The organism is Acinetobacter legionensis, from assembly GCF_048551735.1.
Classification (GTDB): Bacteria; Pseudomonadota; Gammaproteobacteria; order Pseudomonadales; family Moraxellaceae; genus Acinetobacter.
The window spans coordinates 24,394-50,423 of sequence record NZ_JBIMBV010000016.1 but is presented as its reverse complement, the minus strand read 5'-3'; the positions used below and the strand labels follow the sequence as shown (position 1 = coordinate 50,423).

26 protein-coding genes are annotated in these 26,030 nt (G+C 40.0%); 15 read left to right on the top strand and 11 right to left on the bottom strand.

Features of this window, described 5'->3' with window-relative positions; genetic code table 11:
- Positions 1-131 precede the first annotated feature (131 nt).
- The 3 genes from ACG9ZL_RS14810 to ACG9ZL_RS14800 all read right to left on the bottom strand — a co-directional run bounded on the left by ACG9ZL_RS14810 (position 132) and on the right by ACG9ZL_RS14800 (position 2,932).
- Positions 132-1,406, bottom strand: coding sequence for a replication-associated recombination protein A (locus ACG9ZL_RS14810; protein WP_336952543.1), 1,275 nt, complete (start codon positions 1,404-1,406; stop codon positions 132-134).
- Positions 1,407-1,476: 70 nt separating this feature from the next.
- Positions 1,477-2,406, bottom strand: coding sequence for an alpha/beta hydrolase (locus tag ACG9ZL_RS14805; RefSeq protein WP_419360571.1), 930 nt, complete (start codon positions 2,404-2,406; stop codon positions 1,477-1,479).
- A 73-nt stretch (positions 2,407-2,479) separates the two neighbouring features.
- Positions 2,480-2,932: a YcgN family cysteine cluster protein gene (locus tag ACG9ZL_RS14800; protein ID WP_419360569.1), complete on the bottom strand. Its 453-nt coding sequence runs from the start codon at positions 2,930-2,932 to the stop codon at positions 2,480-2,482.
- A 189-nt stretch (positions 2,933-3,121) separates the two neighbouring features.
- Between ACG9ZL_RS14800 and ACG9ZL_RS14795 the strand changes: the two genes are divergently transcribed.
- The 8 genes from ACG9ZL_RS14795 (at position 3,122) to ahr (ending at position 8,357) form a co-directional block, all read left to right on the top strand.
- Complete coding sequence (locus ACG9ZL_RS14795; protein WP_004718815.1) at positions 3,122-3,280, top strand: DUF1328 domain-containing protein; 159 nt, start codon at positions 3,122-3,124, stop codon at positions 3,278-3,280.
- Between the two features lie 185 nt (positions 3,281-3,465).
- Positions 3,466-4,203 (top strand): dienelactone hydrolase family protein, encoded by a 738-nt coding sequence (locus tag ACG9ZL_RS14790; protein WP_419360568.1) that lies wholly within the window; start codon positions 3,466-3,468, stop codon positions 4,201-4,203.
- A gap of 63 nt (positions 4,204-4,266) precedes the next feature.
- Positions 4,267-4,635, top strand: coding sequence for an HIT family protein (locus ACG9ZL_RS14785; protein ID WP_336952547.1), 369 nt, complete (start codon positions 4,267-4,269; stop codon positions 4,633-4,635).
- 135 nt (positions 4,636-4,770) lie between these two features.
- Positions 4,771-5,805: an A/G-specific adenine glycosylase gene (mutY, locus tag ACG9ZL_RS14780; RefSeq protein ID WP_336952548.1), complete on the top strand. Its 1,035-nt coding sequence runs from the start codon at positions 4,771-4,773 to the stop codon at positions 5,803-5,805.
- Between the two features lie 76 nt (positions 5,806-5,881).
- Positions 5,882-6,430, top strand: coding sequence for a M23 family metallopeptidase (locus ACG9ZL_RS14775; RefSeq protein ID WP_419360566.1), 549 nt, complete (start codon positions 5,882-5,884; stop codon positions 6,428-6,430).
- Between the two features lie 30 nt (positions 6,431-6,460).
- Positions 6,461-6,706: a hypothetical protein gene (locus ACG9ZL_RS14770; RefSeq protein ID WP_336952550.1), complete on the top strand. Its 246-nt coding sequence runs from the start codon at positions 6,461-6,463 to the stop codon at positions 6,704-6,706.
- Positions 6,707-6,748: 42 nt separating this feature from the next.
- Positions 6,749-7,303: a DNA-3-methyladenine glycosylase I gene (locus tag ACG9ZL_RS14765; RefSeq protein ID WP_419360564.1), complete on the top strand. Its 555-nt coding sequence runs from the start codon at positions 6,749-6,751 to the stop codon at positions 7,301-7,303.
- Between the two features lie 31 nt (positions 7,304-7,334).
- The gene (gene ahr / locus ACG9ZL_RS14760) at positions 7,335-8,357 is read left to right on the top strand and encodes an NADPH-dependent aldehyde reductase Ahr (protein WP_336952552.1); all 1,023 of its coding nucleotides are present in this window, start codon (positions 7,335-7,337) and stop codon (positions 8,355-8,357) included.
- Positions 8,358-8,440: 83 nt separating this feature from the next.
- Here the strand turns inward: ahr and ACG9ZL_RS14755 are convergent, their stop codons facing one another.
- Complete coding sequence (locus ACG9ZL_RS14755) at positions 8,441-9,877, bottom strand: aminotransferase-like domain-containing protein (RefSeq protein ID WP_419360562.1); 1,437 nt, start codon at positions 9,875-9,877, stop codon at positions 8,441-8,443.
- Between the two features lie 110 nt (positions 9,878-9,987).
- Between ACG9ZL_RS14755 and ACG9ZL_RS14750 the strand changes: the two genes are divergently transcribed.
- Positions 9,988-10,395 carry a hypothetical protein gene (locus ACG9ZL_RS14750; RefSeq protein ID WP_336952554.1) on the top strand — a complete coding sequence of 136 codons (408 nt, stop codon included), beginning with the start codon at positions 9,988-9,990 and terminating at the stop codon, positions 10,393-10,395.
- Here the strand turns inward: ACG9ZL_RS14750 and ACG9ZL_RS14745 are convergent.
- Positions 10,355-11,245, bottom strand: a complete 891-nt coding sequence (locus ACG9ZL_RS14745; RefSeq protein WP_336952555.1) for a LysR family transcriptional regulator — start codon at positions 11,243-11,245, stop codon at positions 10,355-10,357. The genes ACG9ZL_RS14750 and ACG9ZL_RS14745 overlap by 41 nt on opposite strands.
- A gap of 123 nt (positions 11,246-11,368) precedes the next feature.
- Here ACG9ZL_RS14745 and dkgB point away from each other — a divergent pair, with 123 nt between their 5' ends.
- The gene (gene dkgB, locus ACG9ZL_RS14740; RefSeq protein WP_419360560.1) at positions 11,369-12,181 is read left to right on the top strand and encodes a 2,5-didehydrogluconate reductase DkgB; all 813 of its coding nucleotides are present in this window, start codon (positions 11,369-11,371) and stop codon (positions 12,179-12,181) included.
- A 262-nt stretch (positions 12,182-12,443) separates the two neighbouring features.
- Positions 12,444-13,619, top strand: a complete 1,176-nt coding sequence (locus ACG9ZL_RS14735; RefSeq protein WP_336952557.1) for an MFS transporter — start codon at positions 12,444-12,446, stop codon at positions 13,617-13,619.
- Between the two features lie 172 nt (positions 13,620-13,791).
- Here ACG9ZL_RS14735 and ACG9ZL_RS14730 read toward each other — a convergent pair whose 3' ends face one another.
- Both ACG9ZL_RS14730 and dapB read right to left on the bottom strand, forming a co-directional pair.
- Positions 13,792-14,442 carry an START domain-containing protein gene (locus ACG9ZL_RS14730; RefSeq protein ID WP_336952558.1) on the bottom strand — a complete coding sequence of 217 codons (651 nt, stop codon included), beginning with the start codon at positions 14,440-14,442 and terminating at the stop codon, positions 13,792-13,794.
- 57 nt (positions 14,443-14,499) lie between these two features.
- Positions 14,500-15,315: a 4-hydroxy-tetrahydrodipicolinate reductase gene (gene dapB / locus ACG9ZL_RS14725; protein WP_336952559.1), complete on the bottom strand. Its 816-nt coding sequence runs from the start codon at positions 15,313-15,315 to the stop codon at positions 14,500-14,502.
- Between the two features lie 289 nt (positions 15,316-15,604).
- On the opposite strand from dapB, the gene ACG9ZL_RS14720 reads away from it, so the two are divergent.
- Positions 15,605-15,796: a hypothetical protein gene (locus tag ACG9ZL_RS14720; RefSeq protein ID WP_336952560.1), complete on the top strand. Its 192-nt coding sequence runs from the start codon at positions 15,605-15,607 to the stop codon at positions 15,794-15,796.
- A gap of 271 nt (positions 15,797-16,067) precedes the next feature.
- On the top strand, positions 16,068-16,283 hold the full coding sequence (locus tag ACG9ZL_RS14715; protein ID WP_336952561.1) for a hypothetical protein: 216 nt from the start codon (positions 16,068-16,070) through the stop codon (positions 16,281-16,283).
- A gap of 80 nt (positions 16,284-16,363) precedes the next feature.
- Here the strand turns inward: ACG9ZL_RS14715 and dnaJ are convergent, their stop codons facing one another.
- The 4 genes from dnaJ to ACG9ZL_RS14695 form a co-directional block, all read right to left on the bottom strand.
- Positions 16,364-17,476 carry a molecular chaperone DnaJ gene (gene dnaJ / locus ACG9ZL_RS14710; RefSeq protein ID WP_004718844.1) on the bottom strand — a complete coding sequence of 371 codons (1,113 nt, stop codon included), beginning with the start codon at positions 17,474-17,476 and terminating at the stop codon, positions 16,364-16,366.
- A 93-nt stretch (positions 17,477-17,569) separates the two neighbouring features.
- On the bottom strand, positions 17,570-17,947 hold the full coding sequence (locus ACG9ZL_RS14705) for a hypothetical protein (protein ID WP_004718846.1): 378 nt from the start codon (positions 17,945-17,947) through the stop codon (positions 17,570-17,572).
- 136 nt (positions 17,948-18,083) lie between these two features.
- Positions 18,084-21,230 (bottom strand): efflux RND transporter permease subunit, encoded by a 3,147-nt coding sequence (locus tag ACG9ZL_RS14700; RefSeq protein WP_419360558.1) that lies wholly within the window; start codon positions 21,228-21,230, stop codon positions 18,084-18,086.
- Positions 21,231-21,232: 2 nt separating this feature from the next.
- On the bottom strand, positions 21,233-22,333 hold the full coding sequence (locus ACG9ZL_RS14695; protein WP_419326908.1) for an efflux RND transporter periplasmic adaptor subunit: 1,101 nt from the start codon (positions 22,331-22,333) through the stop codon (positions 21,233-21,235).
- Positions 22,334-22,478: 145 nt separating this feature from the next.
- Here ACG9ZL_RS14695 and ACG9ZL_RS14690 point away from each other — a divergent pair, with 145 nt between their 5' ends.
- Together ACG9ZL_RS14690 and ppc are read left to right on the top strand one after the other, a co-directional pair.
- Entirely contained in the window at positions 22,479-23,099 is a 621-nt protein-coding gene (locus ACG9ZL_RS14690; protein WP_336952564.1) for a TetR/AcrR family transcriptional regulator, read from the top strand.
- A 226-nt stretch (positions 23,100-23,325) separates the two neighbouring features.
- Positions 23,326-26,016 (top strand): phosphoenolpyruvate carboxylase, encoded by a 2,691-nt coding sequence (gene ppc / locus ACG9ZL_RS14685; RefSeq protein WP_419360556.1) that lies wholly within the window; start codon positions 23,326-23,328, stop codon positions 26,014-26,016.
- Positions 26,017-26,030: the final 14 nt, after the last annotated feature.

Here is a 26,030-nt window from a genome sequence, read left to right as displayed (position 1 = left end):
GCCTTTAAAATGTATTTTTAGCAAGCTACATTTCAAAGGCATTAGCCTAATTTAAATTTTGCCGATATTTTAAACCTTTATATGACACAGAACATCTATTTAAAAGATGCCTAAGCAAATAAACTTCACAACTACTGTTGCTGCTGTTCTTGTTGCCAACGACGTTGCTGTAAACGCTCACCTTCAACTTCACGCTTATTACGAGCAGACTCATATAATTTTGTGCCTTTCAATTCAGGTGGTAAATATTCCTGTAGCACAAAATTTTCAGGATAGTTATGAGGATAAAGATATTCCACACCATAGCCTTGTTGTTTCATAAGCTTGGTCGGTGCATTACGTAAATGGAGTGGCACAGGTAGGTTGGAAGTTTTTTCTGCAAGTTCTAAGGCTTTATTGATCGCCAAATAAGTGCTGTTACTCTTTGCACTGGTTGCCAGATAAACTGCGCATTGGCCTAAAATAATTCGACACTCAGGCATGCCTATCGCTTGAACCGAGCGGAAACACTCTCCCGCTAAAAGCAATGCATTTGGATTTGAGTTACCAATATCTTCTGAAGCAGCAATCAACATACGACGAGCGATAAAAACCGGATCCTCACCGCCTTTAAGCATACGTGCCATCCAATACAACGTTGCATCAGGGTCACTACCCCGAATAGATTTAATAAATGCAGACACCAGATCATAATGCTGCTCACCTGATTTGTCATAGCGTGCAATGTTCTGTTGCGCAACTTTGACCACGATCGCATTGGTCACAATATTTTCTATATCGGACTCAAAGGTGCTAGCAATTAAATCGATTAAATTTAGTGCCTTACGTGCATCACCCGCAGCAAATTGAACCAACGCATCAAATTCTTCAATCTGGATATGCCGGTCTTGTAAAAATTTATCTTGTTGAATTGCGCGTAAAATGAGTTCTTGAATCGCCTCATTACTTAAGCCATTTAAGGTATAAACCTGACAACGTGACAACAAAGCACTGTTGACTTCAAATGAAGGGTTTTCGGTTGTTGCACCAATCAGGGTAATTTTGCCTTTTTCGACAGCATTTAATAAAGCATCTTGTTGAGACTTATTAAAACGATGAATTTCATCAATAAATACTACTGGTGTTAATAAATCACCACTTTCAGCAATCACCTCACGTAGCTCCTTTACCCCCGTATTTAAAGCAGATAAGCTGATAAATGGGCGATCAACCGCTTGCGCCAATAACAAAGCGATTGTCGTTTTTCCAACACCAGGAGGCCCCCAAAAAATAATTGAGGGTAAATGCCCTTGATCAATCATTTGACGGAGTGGTGCTGCGACACCGAGTAAATGATCTTGCCCAATAATTTCAGACAAATCACGTGGACGTAAACGTTCTGGAAGCGGAATTTGAGTGTCTGACATACTGCTTTTTTAATTGATGAATGCTGCCCTTAGTCTACTATGGAAAATCATCAATATTACACTTTTAGCTTTAAAATAATCGATTCTGTAAAACATCCATTAATGATGCCTGAAATACTTGGCCATGACTGAGATGTGGATAAAGCATCAATTTTGCATCTACACCTTTGCTGGCCAAATCTAAAACCAATTGACGGTTATTTTGAATCATCTCCCGATCTGCATTTGGGCTGATTGGTCTAGTTATAGACTGAATTATGTCACCTTCCATTATCCACAATTTTTTATTTTTTAGTTGTTCAGGCTTGGCTTTTCCAACAGCTTTAAGCAGTCGCGAATCTGCCCATGTCAGAGATGGACTGGCTGAAAAATAGTGTGAAAACTTATTATCTGTGCTTTGACTATTTAAAAGGGTATCTAAAACAAACAAACCACCATAAGAATGTCCCCACAAAGCGGTACGTTGCTCATCCAGTTTTACTTGCGTATTGACCCACGGCATAATTTTTTCAAACAATACCTGTCTAAATTGCACACTTCCCCCTGCCATACGTTCAGGATTGCGTGGATCAGTAGCTACTTTTCCAGATTCATCCGCAGGTGTGTAGTCTACAGATCTTGAAGCAGACTCAAACGGTAATTGGGTTTGATAGCCGATTGCCACCAACACTGGGCTGTCTTGTTCTGAGAATTTTTTCAACAGTGACTCATCTAAATGCGCCATAGCAGAGTTGCCATCTAACATAAAAACAGCAGGTAAAATCTTATTTTTATTGATGTGTTTAGGAATACCAACCCAAACTTTATAATAACGTTGTTGATCTGCGGATTTAAAATTTTTTACTTGGAATTGATAATAAATGGAGCCTTGCTCCGCAATATTTGGCCCTAAAGCTTGCAAAGCTGGCTTTGCATAAACATTGGAGTGAATACCGAAACCCAGGCTGATAGCACATAGACAAAAGGTATTTTTTTTCAACAGCGAAGATAAAGCAAACATTTTAAAACACATCAAACTGGAGGGCTTAGTTATCATATTACTATTTGATAATGATTATCAATTCATAAATGAATTAACGCACCCATCTTACAATGTACTCATCAATTTCTTCTTCATTGACTTCGGTTTCGGAGATACAACGCCCCGCAGCAGATTTTCTCGCTTTAATCACATTGCTTCTTGAGCCTGTGATCAGATAGTGCCATGCCGGTAAATTTTTACCTTCATTCACACGGCGATAAGCACAACTTGAAGGTAACCAATGAATATTGGCTAATTTTTCAGGGCTTAATTGAATACAGTCGGGTACATAATTTAAACGGTTGGGATAGTCAGAACACTGAGCGGTCGTACAATCGAGGAGTTTACAAGACACTTTAGTATAGGCAATTTCATGTGTGTCATCATCTTCTAATTTCACCAAACAGCACAGCCCACAACCATCACACAATGCTTCCCACTCAGTCGGATTTAACTCAGACAGCGTATAATTCTTCCAAAACTGGGGACGTATCTCAAAGGTCATGGCATAACATTAAAGTCATATAAGGCGGAATAATTATACCAGTATAAAAGCAGAAATTAGAAAAATTAAAACAGAACAAACCTTTACATATTTCTTTATTAATCACACTTTCTAAACACAACTTCACAAGTAAGTCAGGTTTTTCTGCATATACTGAAAATACATAACAAAAATATGGAGATGAATATTATGTTCCGTTGGGCAATTATTTTCGCTGTGATCGCCTTAATCGCAAGTTTATTCGGTTTTGGTGGTGTTGCGGGAATGTCTAAAGACTTCGCAGTCATTCTTCTCGTTGTCGCTGTAATCCTCGCGATTGTTGGATTTATTTCGAGAGGAAAAGTTTAACTTTTCCTGATCAATTTTCAATAAAAAGAGAAGAACCCCGGTTCTTCTCTTTTTCATTTGAAAACTATCTTTTCTATTCATAAATTTTCACATTTCAATTGTAAATATTCCAAATTTAGTCATTTGAATCTTATATATTTATGCTTTAATCAATCTCATTCTCGCCAATAGACAAGGATTAACCGATGGCTCTTGCAATCAAAACTCGTGAAATTCAATACCAAGCAAAAGATGGAACAACTTTAATCGGTTATTTTGCTGCGCCTGAATCCGCACAACAAGTTGCAGGCGTGATTGTTGGTCCTGAATGGTGGGGCCGAAACGAGTATTCTGAACAACGTGCTCGAGAGTTGGCACAACATGGTTTTGCTGCGCTGGCAATTGATATGTATGGTGATAAAAAAACCACGACTGTTGCGACTCAAGCTCAAGAGTGGATGATGCAAACTTTCCAAAATGAAAATACCATTGTTGAGCGTGCGGCTTCGGCTCTCGCTGCTTTGGCAGAACAGCCAGAAGTAGATGCAAACCGACTGGCGGCAATTGGATTCTGTTATGGTGGTAAAGTGATATTAGATTTGGCACGCTCAGGTGCAGAATTAAAAGCTGCCATTACTTTCCATGCAAATTTATCCGCACAAAATGCAGCGGAATCAGGAAAATTTAAAGCGCAAGTTCTTGTCCTGCATGGTGAAAAAGACAGTATGGTGTCTTTGGCGGATGTAGAATCGTTTAAACAAGAAATGAATCATGCTCAGGTAAAATTTGAAGTGATCATCCTTAAAGATGCTAAACATGGCTTTAGTAATCCTCAAGCAGATGAAAAAGCAAAAGCAAATGGTGTAGATCTAGGTTATAACGCAAAAGCAGAGAAAGACGGATTAGCAGCAATGTATGATTTATTAGACCGTACCTTGGTTTAACCTACTCTGGCTTAATTAAAATACGTTCTACATTGATTGAGACAACAAAACGAGGAATTCGAAATGACTGAAAAAGTATGTCCTTATTGTGACTTTGACGAATTTGATATCATTGATAAAAATGAATTTGGTGCAATTTTGCCTGAACACCAGCCTTTGTCAAAAGGTCATTCAGTTATTATTCCTTTGCGCCATATTGATTCTTTTTTTGAAGTTTCAGAGAAAGAACGAAAAAGCCTTTCCTCTTTATTGGAACTCGCTCGTAACGAGCTTAAGATTCGCCATCAACCTGAAGGTTTCCATATTGCCTTTAATGATGGGCATGTATTTGGTGAAGATCAAAGTGGACACTTCCATATTCATATTATCCCACGTTATAAAAATGAACCGCTTAAACTCGATAAGCGCTGGGGTATCGTGAACGAAAGTTAAGTTGTGGATACAAACTCATTTGAAAGACGCTCTGGCGTCTTTTTTTATGCAAATTGAATGCTCAGGTTTAAGATAATTTTCCGCAATAAATTTATCTTGGTTATACTGACTATCTAATTTTTACGCTAGATTGTTATGTCGCAATTTTCATTTTCAGATGCGCTATTGACTTGGTTTGATCAACACGGGCGCCATGATTTACCTTGGCAAGTGGCTGATGATCCCTACAAAGTTTGGGTATCTGAAATTATGTTGCAACAAACTCAAGTCAAAACTGTACTGCAATATTTTGATAAATTTATCCAACGTTTTCCAACCGTCGATGACTTGGGTAAAGCCTCTTGGGACGATGTAGCCCCCTATTGGGCAGGATTAGGCTACTACGCCCGTGCAAGAAATTTGCATAAAGCAGCAGGCGTGGTCAGCCAGCAGGGGCATTTCCCACCAAGCTTAGAACAATGGGTGGAACTTCCAGGTATCGGTCGCTCTACTGGTGGCGCATTGATGTCACTTGGCTTACGCCAATACGGCGTCATTATGGATGGCAATGTAAAACGTGTTTTGGCCCGTTTTTTTGCCATTGAAGATGACCTGAGTAAACCCATCCATGAACGAGCCATGTGGCAACTGGCGGAAAGCATATGCCCAACTGAACGCAACCATGACTATACCCAAGCAATTATGGATTTGGGCGCAACCATTTGCACACCAAAAAAGCCACTCTGCTTATACTGTCCCATGCAACAACATTGCCAAGCCCATCAACAGGGGCTAGAAACCGAACTGCCTTATAAGAAAGCTAAAAAGCCTGTTCCAGCTAGAACTGCCACAGTGTTATTAATTGAGTCAGATCAACAATGGTTATGGGAACAGCGTCCTAACAGTGGTTTATGGGGAGGCTTATGGAGTTTACCGATTTTTGAAAACGAGCTCGCGTTTCAACAGCTTTGTCAAAGTCTAAAGCTTATTTCAACTGTTGAATCTGTCCAAATCTCGCATAGCTTTACCCATTTCACTTGGATTTTGAATGCACATATTGTTCGAGTTGAATCAGACCAAAAAGAATACCTCCAGGCTGAACTTGGGGGCGAATGGTTAACACCACAAAAAGCTACACAAATGGGTATCCCGACAGCCATGAAAAAATTGATCTCAGCAGTAAAAATATGACATAGTCAGACACGGGTATTCTAAGCATATTTCAATTTTAATTTGCCCTTTTGAAACTTGAAAAAAAGGATTTCTCGTGTCACGTAGCATCCAATATTGCTTGATGGCTTTGCTTGCCATTATTTTAACTGCATGTACCACTGCACCTAAAAAACCAAGCTCATCTAAGCCACAGCTTCCACAAGCTCAAATTAACCGCCTAAAAGCAATGTCAATGCCAACCCGATTGGCAATTCCTGTAGATGGAGTAAAACCACAAAACCTCACAGATACTTGGGGTGCATCTCGCAGTGCTGGGCGAGCACATGAAGGAATTGACATCATGGCTTCACGTGGAACCAAAGTTTACAGTAGCACTGAAGGTGTAATTACCAGTTTAAAGAGCAATAATCTAGGTGGCAAAGTGATTTGGCTCATCGGGCCAGGCGGTGTTTATCACTATTATGCACATCTAAATGATCACAAACGTGGATTACATGAAGGTGATTATATTAAAAAAGGCCAGCTAATTGGCTATGTGGGAAATACGGGAAATGCACGACATACTGCACCGCATTTGCACTATGGACTATACTTAAGAGGTAAAGGACAAGGTGCAGTCAACCCCTACCCTTATTTACGTTAATTTTAGATTGAATCAATTTAGGAATATTCCATGTCAGAAGCATTGCTTGAGCGTTTAGTTGAATTTGCAGAATCAGGCAATCAACAAAAAATTGCCCTCAATGGACAAAATCATCAAGGCTGGATTATGGAAATCACCGATGAAGCATTAATGATCAGTACTGGCTTTGCAGACAAAGCGGGTAAAGATATTTGGGTAAATTTTAAAGATTTAGAACATGCGCAACTTTCCTATTGGGACAACAAACAAGATCAATGGGTCGAATTTAAACTTTAGACAATTAAAACTTAAATCAATCAGAACAATGGTAGATCTTTTATGACAAATAAACGCTGTGGTTGGTGTTCAGATGATCCTATTTATATTGAATATCATGATCAAGAGTGGGGTAAATCCAATCGAGATGAACAGCATTTATTTGAAATGCTTTGCCTAGAGGGGCAACAAGCAGGTTTATCTTGGATTACTGTTTTAAAAAAACGTGAAAGCTATCGCGCCCAATTTTTTAACCACCCGATTCAAACCATTGCCAATTTTACTGAACAAGAGCTTGCACTAAAATGTCAGGATACTGGGTTGATTCGCCATATCGGGAAATTAACAGCGATTCGTGACAATGCCATTGCATGGCAAAACATGAAAGCTCAAGACATTGATATGGTGAACTGGTTATGGGATTTCGTAGACCAGCAAGTACAGCTCAATGATGTCCCTGATTATAAATTAGCGCCTGCACAAACCGAAACCAGTCAAAAGCTTTCCAAAGCGTTAAAAAAGAAAGGTTTTAAATTTGTTGGTCCAACCACTTGCTATGCCTTTATGCAAGCAGTGGGCATGGTCAATGACCATGAAAATGATTGTATATCCCGCTAAAAGTTTAACTGAGCAAACAGGAAGGATTCACATGTCAAATAATACGTTTCATGCTTATGCTGCCTTAGAGGCAGGTGCAGCACTTGTGCCCTATCAATTTGATGCAGGTGAATTACAGCCTCATCAGGTCGAAGTCAAAGTTGAATATTGCGGTTTATGCCATTCCGATGTTTCAGTGATTAACAATGAATGGGGAAATTCAGTTTTTCCAGTGGTTGGCGGTCATGAAATTATCGGTACCATCATTCAACTGGGTTCAGAAGCGAAAGGATTAAAAGTCGGTCAACGTGTTGGTATCGGCTGGACTGCGGAAAGTTGTCAGCACTGTGATCCGTGTGTTAGTGGTCAACAAGTGCTTTGCACAGGAGGTTCAGTTGCAACCATCGTTGGTCATGCAGGCGGGTTTGCAGATAAGGTCCGTGCAGGTTGGCAGTGGATTATTCCTTTTCCTGAAGATTTAAACCCTGAAAGTGCTGGTCCTTTATTATGTGGTGGTATCACTGTTTTTGACCCAATTTTAAAACATCAAATTCAAGCAGTTCACCATGTCGGTGTGATTGGGATTGGTGGCTTAGGTCATATGGCCATTAAAATACTCAAAGCTTGGGGTTGTGAGATCACCGCTTTCACATCGAGTTTGGATAAAACAGATGAACTTAAAGCAATGGGAGCAGACCATGTGGTCAATAGTCGCGATGCCGATGCGTTAAAAGCGCAACGTGGCAAATTTGATTTATTGCTCTGTACGGTAAATGTGAGTTTGGACTGGAAAGCATATCTAAATACACTGGCACCAAATGGCACAATTCATATGCTAGGTTTAGTCCTCGAACCTATGCCGATTCCTGCGGGTGCACTGATTGGCGGTGCAAAATCAGTGACTGGTTCACCAACGGGCTCCCCTTTTGCATTGCGTCAATTATTACAATTTGCAGCACGCAAAAACATTGCACCGCAAATTGAAGTTTATCCAATGTCAAAAATTAATGAGGCTTTGGAGCGACTTCATTCTGGAAAAGCCCGTTATCGTATCGTATTAAAAGCGGATTTCTAATTTAAGTCTGACCATCCATCACGGTTTATCAAGAACCGTGAATGGAATAAGGCTGTCGTGGTATGCGTTTGCTCAAAGATCAGTTAAGCCACACTCTTGGCTAACAATTCACCCCTTACCCAATCTGCCAATAACATAATTGCATCCTGAATCTCTTCCGACAGTTCATGCCCTGCATTTAAGCGAATACAATTGTTATAACGGTGATCCTCACCAAAAATAATCCCTGGCACAATATTGATACTGTATTGCTGGGCATAATAATACAACGCCAAACTATCAATCTGCTCTGGGAACTGTAACCACAAGGCATAACTTCCCTGCGGTTGATTTAGACGAATCTCTACCCCATAAAAAGCATGTTGAATAAACTGTAGATATTGCGCAACTTGAGTCATCAACTTAGGGCGTAACTCACTCAAATGCTGACGATAGGCTCTGCTATAAATCAAATCAGCAAGTCCCAATTGCAATGGTGTATTGACCGAAACATTTTGTAAAATCAACTTGGCATGTAAGTGCTGTAAACGTTGTGGTAAACAGAACCAACCTACCCGATAAGAGGTCGACAACGACTTGGAAACCGATCCGCAATAAACCACATAGCCCTGTTGATCCCAATATTTAATCGGTAACGGGCGTTTGGCATTAAAGCTACATTCAGCATAAATATCATCTTCAATCACGTAACACTGATACTTCGCTGCCAGCTGTGCAATTTTTTCTTTCTCGGCATTAGTCAAACAGAAGCCTAAAGGATTTTGAAAATTGGCGGTTAATAAACAGACTTTTGCAGCTGAGTTTTGCATCTCTTGTTCTAAACGATCTAGATCAAAACCTTCGGTATTGGCAGGGATTTCAATAATTTTTCGTTTGAGCAACGCCAACAATTGCAACTGACCATTATAGTTTGGTGTGGGCACAATCACACTGTCACCGATTTGGCTAAGGCTTTGAATCATCACAGACAATGCTGGCATACAACCATTGCTGATATAAATATCTTCTTTGGCAATATAAAAACCATCTTCAGCCCAATGTGCTGACAAAGCCTCTCTTAGCTGAAGGTGCCCTTGGCGGTCATTATATAAAAAGTCTTCAGGTTTACTGTGCTTTAAAGCACGTTGTATTGAACGGCGTAATGCCTCTACAGGAACTAGATTAGGCGATAACTGAATCGAACCTAAATGGATCAGTTTATTGTTGATTGCTGCTTCATGAATTTGAATTTGTAAGTCTAGATTTGAAACCTCACGCGCTCTCGACTTAAAATCAGGATGGTCAGGTACAGCTATCTGCGGAATTTTTTGCTGTGATTGAACAAAATAGCCAGACTTTTCTTTGACATAAATCAAACCTTGTGCTTCAAGCAATTCATAACAACTTTTTGCTGTATTGAGACTAATATTTTGCAACGCAGCAAATTTTCGTAAAGAACTAAGTCGTTGCCCAACAACCAACTCACCGCAATAAATTTTCTGTGCAATTTGCTGTGCTAATGTTTGATATTGAAAAGCCATATCTGTACTCAAATTTTAATATTTGTTGTATCTGTATCTATAAAGTTAACAGATTTATGCTTGTTTCACAGCCAATTTTTACAAACAAATTGATTTGAAAGGAGAAAAAAATGAGAACGATCGCTTTAATCAGTATTGTCTTTGGATTAACTGCTTGCCAACCTCAACACGTAAATCAAGCTGCTCAGAAACAACATTTTGTATGTAAATCTTTGATTGAAGGCTTTTTAAAAACACAAAATTTAGGTGAATATCAACTTGATCATTTAGAGCCAACTTTACATCAGACCGCACCTATCCGAAACTACCGCTACCATGCCAGCAGTGATCAGCGGATGAAAATTAATATTCCTGTGCAAAAAGACTTGGCGTTTAAATGCCTTCAGACAGCAAATGATCATTTTGAAATCCAATTGGTTAATCCACACCAACCTCGTAGCCAAACTTTACTGAGTCTGGATTTACCGCCACAAAAGACTATCGAAACTTTGACAGCTTTTGCGTTAAAAACTCAATAAATAAACGAACACGCTTTGGTAAATGTTCCTGTTGATAATACACTGCATGGATGTGTTGCTCGTAAAGCTCTATTTGATCTTCAAATAGAGCGATCAAGCGTCCTTGCTTTATATCTTTTAAAATCTCAAACTCAGACAATCTCGCAATTCCATGCCCGCGTAAACACAATTGGCGGACAGTTTCACCACTAGATGCTTTGATTTTTGGTTTGACAGTAAGCCTTTCTCCATTGACTCGAATCGGCCAAGTATTTAAACGACTGACTTTGCTAAAGCCAATTTGCGTATGATTTAAAATATCTTGCGGTGTCTCTGGATAACCATGTGTTGCTAAATATTCAGGACTGGCAACGATATATAACCGGCTTTTACACAACAAACGCGCATGTAAACTCGAATCATTAAGATCCCCAAAACGTATCGCAACATCTGTTTTATGTTCTAATAAATCGATGATCTGATCGTTACTGTTTAACTCTATTTCAATCTCAGGATACAATCGAGAAAACTCTTGCATCAATGGTGCAATCACGTGCAATACAAAAGGTGTCGCAGAATCCACACGAATCAGCCCAGATGTATCACTGTCAGATTTTAATAAAGCATCTTCTGCTTCATTGAGATCATGAACAATTTTTCGGGCTTTTGCTAAAAATAATTGCCCCTCTTGGGTCAATTTAAGTTTACGTGTTGTCCGCTCTAATAAAGTGACATTCAGTTTAGATTCAAGTCGTTGCAAGGCTCGACTTACACCTGAAGTGGTTTGTTCAAGATGCGTTGCTGCTGCAACAATCGAACCACTATCGACAATATTAATAAAAGCCTGTAATTCTTCGAGTGTAGATTTCATTGCTGCTAGCGCTCTGTTTATTGTTGATTTTTAGTCAACAACATTTTGCATATTCCTGTATTTTTCCGCAACAATTAAAGTAGCAAAATACACTCAATCTCAGAAAATAAAGTGAAATCCAGTATGACAAACATCGTTCCTCAATTTGGTGTAGGTACTTTCCGTTTAACAGGGCAAACTGTGATTGATTCGGTGAAAACAGCATTAGACGTTGGTTATCGTGCTGTAGATACTGCTCAAATCTATGGCAACGAAGCAGAAGTCGGTCAGGCCATTGCAGAAAGCCATATCCATCGTGATGATTTGTTTATCACAACAAAGATATGGACAGATCATTATCAAGCCGACAAACTTATTCCAAGCCTTAAAGAGAGCTTACAGAAGCTGGGTACTGATGCTGTCAACTTAACCTTAATTCACTGGCCTGCACCAAATCTAGGAATTTCTGTTACAGAAATGATGCACAACCTGTTAGAAGCGAAAAAGCTGGGCTTAACTGAACATATTGGAATTTCAAACTTCAATATCGACTTATCGCAACAAGCCATTACTGCTGTAGGACTTGAAAATATTGCCACCAACCAAATTGAACTTAGCCCTTATTTACAAAATGATAATTTGGTGAGCTTTTTACAATCACAAAATATTGATGTGACCTCTTATATGACTTTGGCGTATGGCAAAGTTTTAAATGACCCAACGTTAACTGAAATTGCCAAACAACATCAGGCTTCTAGCGCTCAAATTGCATTGGCATGGGCGTTGCAGAAAGGGTTTGCTGTCATTCCGTCGTCAACTAAACGTGAAAACTTAATTTCCAACTTAAAAGCGCAAGAGATTCAATTATCTGCTGAAGAAATGCAATTAATCGCGCAATTGGAACGTAATGGCCGTGAGGTTGATCCTGAAAACTTAGCACCTCAGTGGGATGTTTAATTCGCCAATGGAGTAAAAGTGATTTAAAGCAGAACAAATCTTGGCTCAGGCTTTGATTAGCAAAGTTTGATTGCTAGGCTTCGAAATACACTTTACCCCTTTTGCTCATGGCTTAGCTTGCTTCGCAAGATTGTTTCTTGCGAAGCTTTATTTTGTCACTTCATCAAAATAGCGGCTGAAAAGTAAAGATCGTCATTAACTTGATTGCTTGAACGCTGTTACACGCCATCATTTTCAATATGTTGTATATTTGAGATTTCTCATGAAATTAAATTTTCCCTTACTCGCCTTGGCCATTGGCGCTTTTGCAATAGGAACAACAGAATTTTCCCCTATGGGCTTTCTTCCCCAAATTGCAGAAAATTTGAATATTTCAATCCCAACCGCAGGTATGCTGATTACCGCTTATGCACTCGGTGTCATGATTGGTGCACCGTTTATGACCTTATGGTTTGGACGGTTTCCACGACGTAAAGCGCTTATTTTAGCCATGATTATTTTTACCATTGGCAATATTCTCGCTGCAATTGCTCCCAATTATTGGGGCTTAATGGCCGCTCGAATTCTGACCAGCCTCAATCATGGGGTGTTTTTCGGGATTGGTTCTATTGTTGCAACAAGCGTCGTACCTAAAGACAAACAAGCCAGTGCAGTTGCCACCATGTTTATGGGCCTCACCATTGCCAACATTGGTGGTGTGCCTTTAGCCACATGGGTTGGGCAGAATATTGGCTGGCGTATGTCATTTGCAGCAATCGCTTTACTCGGCGTGATTACCATGTTATCGCTATGGAAAGCCTTGCCTGAAGATAAAGCAAGCCAACGTCCAGATGTCAAAGCGGAATTAAAAGTGCTGACTCGGTTGCCTGTAGTTCTTGCATTGCTCACCACGGTGATGAGTGCAGGTGCAATGTTTACCCTATATACCTATATTGCGCCTAGCCTACAAAACATCACCCATGCAAGTCCGATGTTTATTACCTTGATGCTGGTACTGATTGGGATTGGCTTTTCAATTGGTAATCACTTAGGTGGAAAATTTGCAGACTTGTCACTGACCAAAACATTGACCAGTTTCTTACTGTTACTAATGGTGAGCATGTTGCTGTTTCCAATCCTGGCTCAAACTCAAATTGGTGCAGCATTGGCACTGATTGTCTGGGGAGCTGCAGCCTTTGCAGTGGTCCCACCTTTACAAATGCGTGTCATGTCTGTTGCTCATGAAGCACCTGGATTGGCATCCTCTGTGAATATTGGTGCATTTAATTTAGGTAATGCTTTAGGTGCAACAGCTGGTGGAGCAGTATTGAGTATGGGGATGAGTTATGCTGCAGTGTCTATTGCAGGTGCGGTACTCACAGCTTTAGGGTTAGTGCTAGTTTTTATTCAAATGAAAATGAATAAAGCATCTGTACGGCAGTATAGTCATTCAGCGTAGTGATTAACAATCGTCACAAAGACTACAAGTAACCTTTCTTTCTATATCAACACATTGAGAAAGGTTACTTTCAATATTTAAATGAGCGGAAAGATCTGCCAAGCATTATTTTTTCAAATATAGCGTTGTTTCGTCAGTAAGGTCTGCTTCTGGATTATTGATCTAATAACGCCTATTTTAAAATATCAGGCAAAGCTGTAAAGGGTTTATTCTTTGCCAATTCTGTTTTCATTTTCTGCAACATCTGATAAGGCTGCTGTTCAACCAAAATATTGGTTAAGCTTGCAGGAATAGAGCCTTCTGGATTGGCGTGTCCAGAGGTAATGACTTTGACTTTATTGGCACCCAGTTTTTGAAAGGTCCAATCACCTGAATAATCTTTTAAACGCACATAGTCAGGATTTACTGCTTTGCCTTGCTGAATCGCAGAGTTTTTAATAAAAATACTGCCATTTGCATCTTTAGACATGGTTCCTTTAACCACCATATCTCGATCTTTTAACGGAAAGGGGAAATCTAAAACCATATAAATGCTGAATTCGCCTTTTTTATCATCGCGAGATAACACTTCAGCTTTGGCAACATTGGGGACCCATTTCGGTGAGTTTTTGACGTCCAATACCAAAGCAACAGCACGATCAATCGGCACGTCTAATATTGTTTCAGCTTTATAAGACAACACAGAATTACTGGCATCCTTGTATGTCCATACCTGAACGTTATTCTTATTCAAACTTAATTTAGCATTGCTTGGTAAAGCAGCTTGTGTAGTCAGGCCAAAAGCACTGATTACACAAGCAAATAACATCACTGTTTTTTTCATTTTTGAATGTTCAAAATTTGACTAATTGTTTTAATTCTATCGCATCAGATTTTAAGCTTAAATATCATTTAAGCCTAAAACGTCTTTCATATCGTATTTTTTTGCATCTTTGCCGACAACCCAAGCAGCTGCACGTACAGCACCTGCAGCAAAATTCATACGATTCGTGGCTTTGTGTGTCACTTCCACACGCTCACCTTCGCCAATAAACATCACTGTATGTTCGCCTACAATATCACCACCACGAATCGTTTCAAAACCAATGGTTTCACGTTCACGTGGACCTGTATGCCCCTCACGACCATAGACAGCAACTTTCTTTAAATCACGCCCCAGTGTGTCAGCAACAGCTTCACCCATCATCAGTGCAGTACCTGATGGTGCATCTACTTTATGACGATGATGTGCTTCAATAATTTCAATATCCACAGTATCGCCAAATACTTTAGCTGCCAGCTCAAGTAATTTAATCGAAACATTCACACCCACTGAGTAATTTGCAGCATAGACAATCGGTGTCTGAGTCGCAGATTGATTTAACAGCTCTTTTTGTTGATCCGAAAAACCAGTTGTGCCAATCACCATCGCAACACCAGCAGCACTGCATAATTTTAAATTATGTTCAGTTGCAACAGGTGCAGTAAAATCAATTACCACATCCACATCGTTGAGGATCTCTTCTAAGTTGCCAACCACTTTAATCCCCACAGCACCAATTCCTGCAAGCTCTCCTGCATCTGCGCCAATTAATGTGCTTTCTGGACGCTCTACTGCAGCAGCAAGTTGAAAACCAGCTTGTTGTACAGCTTGAATCAATGTACGGCCCATACGGCCACCTGCACCTACAATACCAATGCGTGGAGCTGCTGACATACGTTATTCCTAAATCTGAATTTGAAAATTTGGCTCTACTATAACAAAACTCGGTTCTAAGACGACGTTTCAATATAAAAAAATACTGCAATCTTTTTGCTTGCTTTGGGATCTTGTGCGCTCATTGATCCAAAATAGCCTGAACGAATAAATAGATTAATTTTATAAAACATATCGATAAAACTTTGAAAAATTTAAAACTTTTCAAATCTATTTCATCAAAATGCAAGAATCCCACAGCAGACTACATGCCACGAATGAAAATAATATGGCTTATAAGGAGATCAATATGCATTCGAATAAAATGGCTTTCGCTCTGGTACTCGGCATGATCATGACAAATGTTTGGGCTGAATCAGCGCCTGCAACAACATCAGCAACAACTGAAGAAAAAACGCTTGCTCAACCCAATAGCAACACAGCATCTGAACCTCAAACAGAAGTCCGTGTTGAAGATATTGATGCACCAATCATCGAGTAATAAGCACCTATTTTTCAGTGGTTGAGGGTATGTCCAATATCTTCGACCTGTCTTTTTAAATAGCTCAATTCAATTGTAATCATCATCATAAAAATCAGACGCTACAGCTAAACATCAACACTTATTTTGTTTGTAAATCATCTAAAAAATTCTTGAAATGTGTATTAAATTACAGCTAAAAATAACTAAAAAGCAAAATTTAAATTTTCAGATCTATTAAACTAAAGACGCTTGGATGCAATCATAAAAAGCAAATATCAGAGGAAATATCATGCAACTCAAAAAAATCATTTTAGGATTGATGATGACTACAACTGTTTCACTCGTTTGGGCCGAAGACACTCCCCCACCTACCGCTCCATCATCAGAATCATCGATATCAGCAACAAATCCCGCGGTAATCCTCCCCCAAGATGATAATTCAATAGATGCTGCCCCGGATGACAACGAATTTGATTTATCACCATCGGATCAAGCATCAAAATAAAAAAACGGAGCAACAAGATCTGTTGCTCCGTTTTTACCTATTCAATGTTTAGCTTGCTAAATGAAAAGGTCTAAACTCAATTAGTCAAATAAACGATCGAAGAAAGATTTTTTCTTCGGTGACGATTTATTATCATCACTTTCCATCGTGGCTTGAAGTTCTTTCAATAGCTCACGTTGGCGGCTGGTCAAGTGTACAGGTGTTTCTACCACAATACGGCAAAGTAAGTCACCTTGCATACTGCTACGTACAGGTTTTACCCCTTTACCACGTAGTCGGAACATTTTACCTGTTTGTGTACCTTCAGGTACCTTCAAACTTACACGACCATCCAACGTTGGAATTTCAAGTTCTTTACCTAAAGCAGCATCTGCGATACTGACTGGCACATCCATATATAAGTCTGCACCATCACGTTGGAAAATATCGTGCTCACGCACTACGACTTCAACGTATAAATCACCAGATTGACCATCACGGATTGCTTCACCTTTACCGGTTAAGCGAACGCGATCACCATTATCAACACCTGCAGGAATAGTAACTTCAAGTGTCTGCTGACGATCTGATACACCTGAACCATGGCATTTGCTGCATGGATTTTTAATAATTTTACCTTGTCCACGACATGTACTACATGTCTGCTGAACAGAGAAGAAGCCCTGTTGCATACGCACTTGACCTGCACCATGGCAAGTCTTACAGGTTTCTACATCATTTGGATTTTTTGAACCTTTACCATCACACACATCACAAGGTGCTGGTGCAGTAAAGGTAATGGTTTTCTTAACGCCTCTCACCGCTTCTTCAAGCGTTAATTCCATAACATAGCGCAGGTCGGAACCACGACGCGCACGTTGCTGACCACGGCCACCACCGCCAAAAGCGCCACCAAAGATGTCACCAAACTGACTGAAAATGTCTTCGGCGCTGAAACCACCACCAAAGCCACCGCCGCCCATACCACCTTCAAAGGCGTTATGACCCATACGGTCGTACATGCTACGTTTTTCACCGTCAGAAAGAATTTCATATGCTTCCGCACATTCTTTAAACTTTTCTTCAGCTTCTGAATTGTCAGGATTACGATCTGGATGATACTTCATCGCCAACTTACGGTAGGCTTTTTTAATTTCATCATCACTAGCGGTTTTAGCAACACCTAAAACCTCATAATAATCACGTTTAGCCATGATTGGCGATGCTCCACAAAATTTGATAATACTTCTATGCAGAGTAAATTGGGGGCGATGTTATTTTTTACAAGCGTGAAATGTGGTTTTTTTTTAAAAAACAGCTTTTTTCTGCAAATATTTAGTAAAACCTTTGAGCCATGTATTGAGTAAATATAACCACGCAATGGCGCTAAATACCACACCTGCCACAGTGCACGCTTTTACCCAAATGAAACTGTCCCAATAGAAAAAGATTAACGGAATAAACCATAGCGCAGCAAAGGCTGCCAAAATCAAAAAAATAAGAGCATTGCGCATAATCCACAACGCTTGCGCATGTATCCATACCTCTGCATTATCTGCCACTGCTACTTTACGTGCTAACCAATACGCCAACACGGCTGTAATCACCGTAAACAATGCGAGAAACATAAACAAATAAGAGCTCGTAATAAATTTACGATGCTGTTCTGGATTTGTTTGCCCCATGGGTGTTTTTGACCTCAAATTTATTGCATACCGATTTACTTATTATGCAATAAAATTTCCTATGTTATTTTCTGTTAAAGATTAAGTGCTACTATATTGAAGTTTTCAATTTTTCGCACCTAATATTCTCAACAATTTATGTATTTTCTGTAGTTTTTTTAATCTTAAACCAAGTCGCATACAGCGCTGGTAAGAAAAATAACGTTAAAAGTGTCGCAATAATTAAGCCGCCCATAATCGCCACTGCCATTGGTCCAAAGAAAATACTTCGAGAAAGCGGAATCATGGCCAATACAGCTGCCAAGGCGGTGAGAATAATTGGACGGAATCGACGAACTGTTGCATCCAAAATCGCATCCCATTGATTCTGCCCAGCTCGAATATCTTGTTCGATCTGATCAATCAAAATCAGTGAGTTACGCATAATCATTCCAGATAATGCAATAGTACCTAGCATTGCCACAAAACCAAAAGGCTTATTGAATAAGAGCAGGAATAAAACCACCCCAATTAAACCTAAGGGCGCTGTCAAAAATACAATGAATGAGCGAGAGATACTCTTTAACTGAAGCATCAGCAAAGTAAAAACCACCGCAAGGAATAATGGCATACCTGCATTCACAGAGTTTTGCCCTTTTGCGGACTCCTCTACCGCGCCACCAACTTCTAGCAAATAACCACTTGGTAATGTTGTACGAAGCTGATCCATTTTTTCAGCCAGTTCATTGACTACGGTTGCAGGCTGTAACTTTGTTCGAATATCTGCACGTACGGTAATGGTCGGTAAACGATTGCGGTGCCAAATCAAACCATCTTCAAATTTATATTGAAGTGTAGCGATTTGCGCCAAAGGTACGGTGGCGCCTTTACTTGTTGGAACAGCAAGACTGGATAATGCTTCAACATTGACACGTTCAGCTTGATCTCCTCGGATACGAACATCAATCAGCTCACGTTTTTCACGATATTGATTGATAATTGCACCCGATATTGAACTGTTTAAAAAATTCGCCAAATCTTCTGAGGTCACACCCATTTGACGGGCACGGTCTTGATCAATCACTAACGAAATAATTTTACTTTGCTCACCCCAGTCCAAATGAACATTTGCGGTATTTGGATTTTCACTAACCAGTTGAGCAACTTTTTGTGCTTCCTCACGAACAACTGCAATATCTTCACCCGATACACGAAATTGCAATGGATAGCCGACTGGAGGACCATTTTCTAATAAAGAGACACGGATACGCACCTGTGGCAATAATTGGCGGATTTGCGTATCTAAGGATTTACGAATTTCATCACGATCATCCAGTGAAGATGCTAAAACCACAAATTGTGCAAAACTGGCTTGCGGCATTTGTTGATCTAAAGGCAGATAGAAGCGTGGTGTACCTGTCCCAACATACGCAACATAATTATCAATGCCCTTTTGCTTGGATAAAAATGCCTCAACTTTCTTCACTGCATCTTCAGTTGCAGTCAGTGATGCACCTTCTTCTAGTTTTAAATCGACCAAAATTTCGGCACGGTTTGAAGACGGGAAAAATTGTTGTGGTACAAACTTAAACATCACCACAGACAGGACAAATACCCCAACCGTAATTGAAATGACGGTTTTTCTATAAGTCACACACCAGTTCACCAACTTTCGAAAGCTTTGATAAAATTTAGATTGATACGGGTCAAAATGTTCACCGTTATGATGAATCACAGGCTGAGGTTCTGGTTGCTTGCGTAATCTTGCCAAAAGACGCTGATACCACGGAGCTTTTTGCGGTGTTTTGTTAAAATCTGGAAGTAATTTATCTCCTAGATATGGAACGAAAACCACAGCAGCAATCCATGAGACAACTAAGGCAATCGTGACCACTTGGAAAATAGACCGGGTATATTCACCTGTACTTGAGGCGGCTGTAGCAATAGGTAAAAAACCAGCTGCAGTAATTAATGTTCCTGTCAGCATTGGAAATGCGGTACTGGTCCATGCAAAACCAGCGGCCTTCATCCGGCTATAGCCTTGCTCCATTTTGATGGTCATCATTTCGACGGCAATGATGGCATCATCGACCAACAACCCTAAGGCCAGAATCAAAGCTCCTAGAGAAATCTTATGTAAGCCAACATCAAATAAATTCATTCCCGCAAAAGTCATCGCAAGCACCAGTGGAATCGAAAATGCCACCACCAAACCTGTACGAAAACCAAGCGAAAAAAAGCTCACCAATAAAACGATAATGACCGCTTCTGCAAGAACTTTGACGAATTCATGAATACTACGTTGTACAGCCACCGGCTGATCTGAAACTTTTTTCAGCTCCATACCTAAAGGCAGTGATTTTTGTAAGGTTTTAAATTCAGTTTCTAAGTTTTTACCCAGTGCGATGATGTCACCACCTTTACGCATAGAAACTGCTAGACCAATCCCATTCTCGCCCATAAAACGCATGCGAGGTTGTGCAGGCTCACTAAATCCACGATAAATTTCAGCAACATCGCCCAGTTGAATAGTTCTGTTTCCCACCAACAATGGCATTTTTTTCAAATCATCTACACTTTTTAAAGCACCACTGACTCTTACTTGAATACGGTCAGTGCCTGTTTCAAAAAAGCCCGCACTGGTTACACTGTTTTGCTTTGCCAAGGCTTCTTGGATTGCAGTAACTGGTACACCCATTTGCACGGCTTTGGTGTTGGAAAGTTCAATCCAGATTTTTTGATCTTGTAGGCCCACCAGATTGACTTTACTGACATCTTTTACCCGTTGTAAGCGAAGCTGCAAACGGTCTGCATATTCTTTTAAAGTAGCATAATCAAAATCTTTACCAGTTAAGACATAGATATTACCGAAAGTGTCCCCAAACTCATCATTAAAGAAGGGCCCCTGAACACCGGAAGGTAACTGTGTTTTGATATCACCTACTTTTTTACGTACTTGGTACCATACATCTGGAATTTGGTTAGATTTTAATGAGTCTTTTGCCATAAACATGACCATTGACTCACCAGGACGCGAGTAAGCCATAATCTTGTCATACAGCCCTGTACTCATCAGTTCTTTTTCTATTTTATCAGTAACTTGTAAAGAAACCTCTTGAGCTGTTGCACCTGGCCAATAAGTTTGGATGACCATGACTTTAAAGGTAAATGGAGGATCTTCACTCTGAGAGAGTTTTGAGTAGGAAAATAAACCCACAATACCCAGCAAAATCATAAAATAAAGTACTAATCCTTTATTTTTGAGTGCCCATTCTGACAAATTAAAGGAGTTAAATGGACTCATGATCATGCTCCTTTTTGAACAGTTACAGCACGATTTTCACGGTCTACTGGGTTTATTTTTTGCTTTTCACGAAGTAAATGTACCCCTCCTACAACCACCCATTGTCCAGGATTTAACCCTTTCACGACAGTAACATTGTCACGACCATAGCTGCCTAAAGTCACGGAAACCTTATGAATGGTTTGGTCTGGATTCAGTACCCAAATATAGGCTTGATTGTTATTTGCCGAGACGCTAGATAAAGGTACACTCAATACATTTTGAATATTTTGATTAAAGAATACCCGCGCACTTTGCCCAAGTTGAATCGCGGACTGCCCTTCTTTTAAAGCCACTTTGACCATAAATGTACGTGACTGATCGGCTGCTGGAGAAATCTCTCGAACATAGGCAGCAAATCGATCTTGAGGTTTAGACCATAAAGTTACCCATGCATTTTGACCGACTTTAATCTCTGCAATAGCTTGTTCAGGGACACCTATCACCACTTCACGATCCCCATCAATCGCCAGCTGGTATGCCGCTTGTCCTGCTGAAATCACTTGTCCAGTTTCAATATTACGTTGGGTAATCACCCCATTTTTATTGGCTATCAATTGGTTATAGCCGGTTTGATTGGCGCTCACATCATAATTGGATTGGGCTTGTTTTAAACTTGCCTGAGCAGAATCATATTGATTTTTGACTGAATCATATTGTGAGCGACTCACAGCATTGATCGGTAAGAGTTGCTGAAAGCGTTTAAATTCATCTGCTGCGGCCTTGGCCGCAGATTGCGCACTTTCAAGTTGTGCTTTGGCTGAGTTCAATTGTAGCTGGGCATCTTTCACATCAAGCTTTGCTAAGACTTGACCAACTTTGACACGAGCACCAACATCGACATAGCGTTCTGTAATTTGTCCCCCGACACGGAATGCCAATGCTGTTTGCTGTCGAGCTTGGACATCCCCCGCATAACTTTTTTGATCTTCATGTGATGTTGCAGGTTGGGTTACCATCACCAAGGGAATTTGTTCCGCTTCAGGTGCTGGTTTGCTACACCCCACTATTGTTACACTACACAATACCAATAGGCTCGTGATCATTAAATTTAAACTACGCATAGGCAAGGCTCTTAATCAAATGCATTTTTTCGGGCAAAATAGAATGAGTATATTTATTTGCTCATTTTTTAATTAATATACTGCATGGTACAGTAATTGTGAATTGTGTATAGAGTAATTAACCTATTTTTTTTTGGAAATTATTGTGCAAACAACCGCTGGACGTCCAAAGGACTTAGAAAAACGGAAACACATTTTGGAAGCCGCCAAAAAGCTATTTCTAAAATTGGGTTATCATGGTTCAAGCATGAACCAAATTGCCAAAGAAGCTGGCGTCACAAAGCTGACGGTATATAACCATTTTCAAGATAAAGAAACTTTATTTTGCTGTGCCATTGAAGCAACCTGTGAAGCATCTATTGATGCTCGACCATTACGACTCAATGTTCAAAGTGATTTTTATGCGCATTTTTTTCAGGCATGCGAATTGGCACTCACTGTTATTAGCTTACCTGAAGCCATTAAACTCGAGCATTTGTTGTTAGAACTTGCCGCAGAGAAAAATCCTTTGGCTTTACAGTTTTATAATTCTTCCCATCAAAGAATGTGTGCAGTCTGGCAAGATTTTTTCCAACAAGCAGGCACACTTAAATTTATTCAAGCAGATGACATTGAAAAACAAATTAATCTAATTCTGTCATTATTATTGGGTGTTCGACACCACGAGGTCTTATTGGGGATTCGCCAAATTCCTACGGAAGATGAAAAACAGCAAATCATCGCCGAAAGTATTGATTTATTTATGCTGAAATATAAACCCAACTAAAATTATTTAAAAACAAAATAATGTCCAATTCTTGTTTAAGGCATACTCAATGCATATCGCATAGGCTTGTTGATATAAAAAGGGCAAAAAATAAAGCTAAATATCCAAATTAAAATTAAGTCAAAGTCGACTTCTTGCACAGTCATTTACATACTTTTGTAGGGAGTCACTTGGATTGTGGTGGAATCACGTTATATTCGAGATAACAAGAACTGGAGAGTAACAAATGGTTCAACAAATTGATGCTCCGCTGCGTGAAGATGTACGCTTACTCGGAAACCTTTTAGGCGAAACGCTAAAAGAACATGCAGGACAAGATTTGTTTAATCAAATTGAACAAATTCGGGCTTTAGGTAAAGGCGCTCGAGATGGTCAAATTGAAGCAGAAAAACAACTTGAACAATTATTTTTAAATTTAAAAGATGATGAAATTCTGCCACTCACCCGCGCCTTTTCACACTTTCTAAATTTTGCCAATATTGCTGAACAATATCACGTTGTACGCAGTCGTCGTCAAAGTGAGTGCGATGAAAATTCACCATCACCCAATGTGCTGGATCATTTATTTAGCAAGTTTAAAGATCAGCAAATTTCAACAGAAACGCTCTATAAACAAATTTGTGAATTAAAAATTGAGTTGGTCCTCACGGCGCATCCAACTGAAGTTAGTCGTCGTACTTTAATCCAAAAATATGATGGCATTAATCATTGCCTGTCTACTTTTGATCAGCAAAAACTGACACCTAAGCAACGTGCAGATGTGTTGACTGATTTAAAACAATTGATCTGTTCCGCATGGCAAACTGACGAAATCCGTCAACACCGCCCGACTCCGATAGATGAAGCAAAATGGGGCTTTACCACGATTGAACAGACCTTATGGAATGCAGTTCCAAAATTCATACGTGAATTGGATGACCTCGTTCAGGACAATTGTGCACAGGCCTTGCCTTTAGATATTTCTCCAATTCGTTTTGCATCTTGGATGGGGGGTGACCGTGATGGTAACCCAAATGTTACGCATAACATTACTCAAGAAGTTTTGTGGTTGTCGCGCTGGAAAGCGGCTGACCTTTATGTGCGTGATATTGAAGATCTTCGTTGGGAACTCTCGATTGAAGCCTATTCCAATGAGCTACTTCAAGCTTTGGGTTATAGCCATCCTGAACCTTACCGCGAATATTTGCGTGCGACCCGTGAACGCCTCAAAGCAACTCGTCAATGGTTAGCAGATAAATTACGTGGTCAACATTCTGATGTAGATCGCAGTTTAATCATTCGCCATAAAGATGAATTATTACAACCATTACTGCTCTGCTATCGCTCACTGATGGCATGTAATTTACCTGAGATTGCCAATGGTAAATTGCTCGACTTTATTTATCGGGTAAATTGTTTTGGCATTGAATTACTTAAACTGGATATTCGTCAAGAGTCAGGTCGTCATCGCCAAGCCATCTCAGCAATTACTGAATATCTTGGTTTAGGCAATTTTGAGACATGGACAGAACAAGCTCGCCAAAATTTCTTATTACAAGAATTACAAAGCAAACGCCCGTTATTGCCTAAACATTTAAATGAACCATCAGGTAGTCTGATTGAAAATCTTGATGTTCAAGAAGTCTTTGCAACCATGCGTACTTTGGCTGAACAACCCAAAGAAAGCTTGGGCGCTTATATCATTTCAATGGCTGAATATCCGAGTGATGTTTTGGCGGTACTATTACTCCAAAAAGAAGCAGGAATTGAACACCCACTACGCGTTGTTCCTTTATTTGAAACCTTGAAAGACTTAGATGGTGCTGCAAGTACCATGAGTACCCTGTTCAATATGCACTGGTATAAACAACATATTCAAGGCAAACATGAAGTCATGATTGGTTATTCGGACTCTGCCAAAGATGCTGGCTTTATGTCAGCAAACTGGGCCCAGTATCGTGCGCAAGAAGAGTTGACCGCAATTGCCAAACAGCATGGCGTTCAATTGACCTTGTTCCACGGCCGTGGCGGTTCAATCAGTCGTGGTGGTGCACCAACTCAACAAGCATTATTTTCTCAACCACCGGGCTCAATTTCAGGTGCAATTCGTGTGACTGAACAAGGTGAAATGATTCGCTTTAAGTTTGGTCTAGAAGAAATTGCCTTACAAAATTTGGAAATTTATGCTGCTGCAACCTTAGAAGCAACATTATTACCACCACCTATTCCCAAACAAGCTTGGCGAGATTTAATGCACAGTATGACAGATTTATCTGTTCAGGTTTATCGTCAGACTGTGCGTGAAAACCCTCATTTTGTAAAATATTTACGTACTGTCACCCCTGAACTTGAGTTGCAAATGTTACCCCTCGGTTCACGCCCTGCAAAGCGTAAAGTCAGTGGTGGAATCGAATCTTTACGTGCTATTCCTTGGGTTTTTGCGTGGACACAAATCCGGTTAATGCTTCCTGCTTGGCTGGGTACTGGCGCAGCGATCAACCAAGTGATTGATCAAGGCCAAAAAGCAGTATTAGATGAAATGTTAACAGAATGGCCTTATTTCCAAACTTTAATTGATATGTTGGAAATGGTGCTATCTAAAGCCGACTCAAATATTGCACTGTATTATGAATCTCACCTTACCGATGATGAAGATTTAAAAGTACTTGGTGCAGAATTACGTAAACGCTTACATGATGCCGTACAAACGCTCTTGGCAATGAAAGGTGAGTCGGAACTTTTAAGTTCCAATGATGTGCTTGATCAAGCCATGAAAGTACGTAAGCCGTATTTACTGCCCTTACATTTATTACAAGCCGAATTAATGAAACGTCGACGTGCATATTTGGCTGACTGTCATGCAGAACATACCCCGGTAGATCATGCACTGATGGTCAGTATTGCTGGGATTGCGGCAGGTTTACGTAATACGGGTTAAGCCACCCTATAAAA